The sequence below is a fragment of the Nocardia sp. NPDC060220 genome (assembly GCF_042727815.1).
GTDB lineage: Bacteria > Actinomycetota > Actinomycetes > Mycobacteriales > Mycobacteriaceae > Nocardia.
In genome coordinates, this window is record NZ_JBHWZY010000795.1 from 1 (window position 1) to 3,174 (window position 3,174).

Sequence of the window (3,174 nt, forward strand, 5' to 3'; positions counted from 1 at the left end):
CATCCGATCGACATGCGCTACACCAACGATCCGTCGTGGATCCTCAAGGGCACCGGCGAGAAGCTCAATCACAACCGGGTCTGGATGCGCACCGACGGGGCGTTGCCGGATGATCAACTGCTGCACGTGGCCGCGCTGGGCTACTCCTCCGACACCACCGTGCTCGATTCGATCATCACCACGCACGGTTTGTCGTGGGGGCTGGACCGGATTCTCGCGGCGACGGTGAACCACTCGATGTGGTTCCATCGCCCGTTCCGGTTCGACGACTGGGTGCTCTACGCCACGGAGTCGCCGGTCGCGGCCGGTTCGCGTGGTTTGGCGACGGGCCGGTTCTATTCGCGCACAGGCGAATTGATCGCCACGACCGTGCAGGAAGGCGTCATCCGGCACTTCCCGGCCCGCTGAGCGCCGTGGTGTGGCCCCGCTGAGGTCAATCCGGCCGGAGAGCTCAACGCAGTTCGTGGTCGAGCTCGGGTGCGACCACGTCGGTGCGCTGATGGGCGCGCAAGGTGAAGGGCACACCGTGCGCGTGATGCGGTGGGGCCGCTCCGTACACGGCCAGCGCCAGCCCACGCTCGAGGTCGGCGATGTCGGCGTCGGTGAGATCGGCCTGATCGCCGACCAGGCTCAGCGCGATCTCGTAGGTGCTCTCCGTGCTCGGCTCGAGGCCGGGATAGCTACCGCGCCACTGTGATTCGAGTTCGTGATGCACCGGGTCGCTCGCGTCGACGGGCATGGTGAACCGCCATGCGTAGACGTCACGCTCGTGCACGTGGTCGTCGAGAACCGTCCGGACACTGGCGACGATGCGGTCGAGGATCTCCGGCGTCACATACACATGGAGCGAAACATCCGAAATGCGTTTCGGCAAGTCTGTAGTCCCGTCGTGTGTCGAACCTGCAAGGGGTAACCACCCACGTCCGCGCCGAAGTCTAATCCCTGCGCGCCGTGGCGAACAGCCCTAGCTCAGCGTCTGCGTTGCGCGGCGAGAAAGGCCGACAGTGGGGCGCCGGGTCCACTGGGAGCTATCACCAGGCCGGGCCGATCGGTGTCGCCGGCCCGTTTCGTCTGCTCGTGGGGGGCGAGCGCGCCCAGCACGGGAAACAGCAATTCGGCGATTCGATCGCCGACCTCGAGGAACGCCGCGGGCGAGAGGCCGATCGGGTCGGCGATGTTCTCGCGGCCCACATAGGCCAGGTTGTTGCGCGCGTGGTGCAGTGCGGCAATGGATTTCGCACCGGTGACCTTGGCGATGCGATGGGCCTCGGCGAGGGTGAAGGTGCGCGGGGCGGTGCCGAAGGCCAGTTCGCCGACCTGGTCGCGTAAGGAATCGGTCATCGTCAGCACCAGATCGGCGCGATCGACCATCTCGGGCTTGAGCTTTCGGGCCTTGAAGCCGGCGGTGTCCCCGCCGAGGCCCTGGATGGTCTCGGCGGCCATCGGATCGGGCGGAAAGCCGACCAGGGCCCTGGTGCCCGCGCTCTCCGCGGTGAGGCCGGGTAGAGCGTGCTCCGTCGCGAACGCCCGGGTGAGCCGTTCGGCGATCACCGACCGGCAGACATTGGAGTTGCAGACGAAGAGCACGTGCATACCGACACCGTAATCGGGTCGATTGTCACGGAGTAGGCCGGAATTGTAACCATCACAAGCGCGGTACTACTTATTCACCTTTCGGTTGAACGCCGTACATCATTCACGATGCGCAAATCTGTTGTGTGTGACCGTGATACCCGCGAGATAGGGGGAAGAAACCTCGCGGTGATATGTGTCGGTTGTCACTCTTTTCGGTCGTAATAATTCGATTCGGAAATGACTGGCGGCACGGCCGGTGGAGTGCCGTGCACGCGGCCCCTGGTGGAGAACATCGGCCCGCGCGCGGGAACGACCGGCGCGAACGCCGCCAGCCCCGTCGAGGTCGACATGTCGTCGTAGACCGCGTCGATGCCGCCACGGCGGAAGTAGGCCTCGTGCCAGAAGCCGGTGCCGCCGGAATCGCGCAGGAATTCGCCCCACCACTGCCGGTGCGGTTCCGATCGCGTCCAGCGCTCGAGCGAATCCAGATCGCGCCAGTACTGCCGGGCGCCCCAATGCGGTGGAAACATCGACCACACGATGTCCTCGTGCAGCAGCAAACCGTCGGGCCGGTCGGCATGTGAGCGATACAACTTCGGGCCGACGCCGAGCAGCCGCAGCATCCCGCGCGGGGTGCGGACACGCATGCCGAGCAGGATCATCACCAGGTCGGGGTAGGCATTCAGGTCGACCGTAGTTCTGTGCACGCGCATGATCGCAGCCCCTTCCAAGGTGCTCTTTCGAGGTACTACGGGGCAGGTGGACGTCCGGTTCGACCGGCGGTTCGCTTCCCGGCGCGCCGAGACGCTATAGTGACCGCGGTGCGCCGGGTTGGCGGAACTGGCAGACGCGACGGTCTCAAAAACCGTTGTCCGGAAGGACGTGTGGGTTCGAGTCCCACACTCGGCACCACGGCGGAAGCGCGGCGTACGTAGCCGCGCTCCGCGGGGGAGTATCCGGCGCAGGGTGTGCGCGATCTCATCGCAGGCGCATTCTCTGCGCGGAAGCAAAAGGTACTCTTTACATCGCCAGTCGTGGTGTGATCGACAGGCATCGGAATCCAGAGGGGTCGAACCTATGAGCACGAATGCAGCCGGCGCCACGCGTGAGGCCGCGGCCAAGCGGGTCGTCGTCGCCGAGGATGAGGCCTTGATCCGGATGGATCTCGTCGAGATGCTCAAGGAAGAGGGCTACGACGTCGTCGGCGAAGCGGGCGACGGACAGCAGGCTGTGGAGCTCGCCGAGGAACTGCGCCCTGATCTGGTCATCATGGACGTGAAGATGCCGCGCCGTGACGGTATCGACGCGGCCGCCGAGATCGCGTCGAAACGTGTTGCGCCCGTGGTGATCCTGACCGCGTTCAGTCAGCGCGATCTGGTGGAGCGTGCGCGGGACGCGGGTGCGATGGCCTATCTCGTGAAGCCGTTCACCAAATCCGACCTGGTGCCCGCGATCGAACTGGCGGCCAGTCGTTTTCACGAAATCACGGCGCTGGAAACCGAAGTCGCGAATCTCTCGGACCGTTTGGAGACGCGCAAACTGGTCGAGCGGGCCAAGGGTGTGCTCATGCAGACCCAGGGGCTCTCGGAGCCGCAGGCG

At 65.3% G+C, this 3,174-nt stretch carries 4 protein-coding genes, 1 tRNA gene and 1 pseudogene; 3 read left to right on the forward strand and 3 right to left on the reverse strand.

Going from position 1 to position 3,174, the window contains the following annotated elements; translation table 11 throughout:
- Positions 1 to 408 (forward strand): annotated as a pseudogene (locus ACFWF3_RS29760) (acyl-CoA thioesterase II); the annotation flags it as partial.
- A gap of 43 nt (positions 409 to 451) precedes the next feature.
- Here ACFWF3_RS29760 and ACFWF3_RS29765 read toward each other — a convergent pair.
- From ACFWF3_RS29765 to ACFWF3_RS29775, 3 genes are all read right to left on the reverse strand, one after another.
- Entirely contained in the window at positions 452 to 835 is a 384-nt protein-coding gene (locus ACFWF3_RS29765; RefSeq protein ID WP_379316948.1) for a hypothetical protein, read from the reverse strand.
- A gap of 134 nt (positions 836 to 969) precedes the next feature.
- Positions 970 to 1,593: a low molecular weight phosphatase family protein gene (locus ACFWF3_RS29770; protein WP_378995659.1), complete on the reverse strand. Its 624-nt coding sequence runs from the start codon at positions 1,591 to 1,593 to the stop codon at positions 970 to 972.
- 185 nt (positions 1,594 to 1,778) lie between these two features.
- A complete protein-coding gene (locus ACFWF3_RS29775; protein WP_378995656.1) occupies positions 1,779 to 2,288 on the reverse strand; it encodes a monooxygenase family protein in 510 nt (169 codons plus the stop codon).
- Between the two features lie 112 nt (positions 2,289 to 2,400).
- On the opposite strand from ACFWF3_RS29775, the gene ACFWF3_RS29780 reads away from it, so the two are divergent.
- Together ACFWF3_RS29780 and ACFWF3_RS29785 are read left to right on the forward strand one after the other, a co-directional pair.
- Positions 2,401 to 2,487 (forward strand) — tRNA-Leu (locus ACFWF3_RS29780).
- A gap of 165 nt (positions 2,488 to 2,652) precedes the next feature.
- On the forward strand, positions 2,653 to 3,174 hold a 522-nt coding region (locus tag ACFWF3_RS29785; RefSeq protein ID WP_379316950.1), incomplete at its 3' end, for an ANTAR domain-containing response regulator.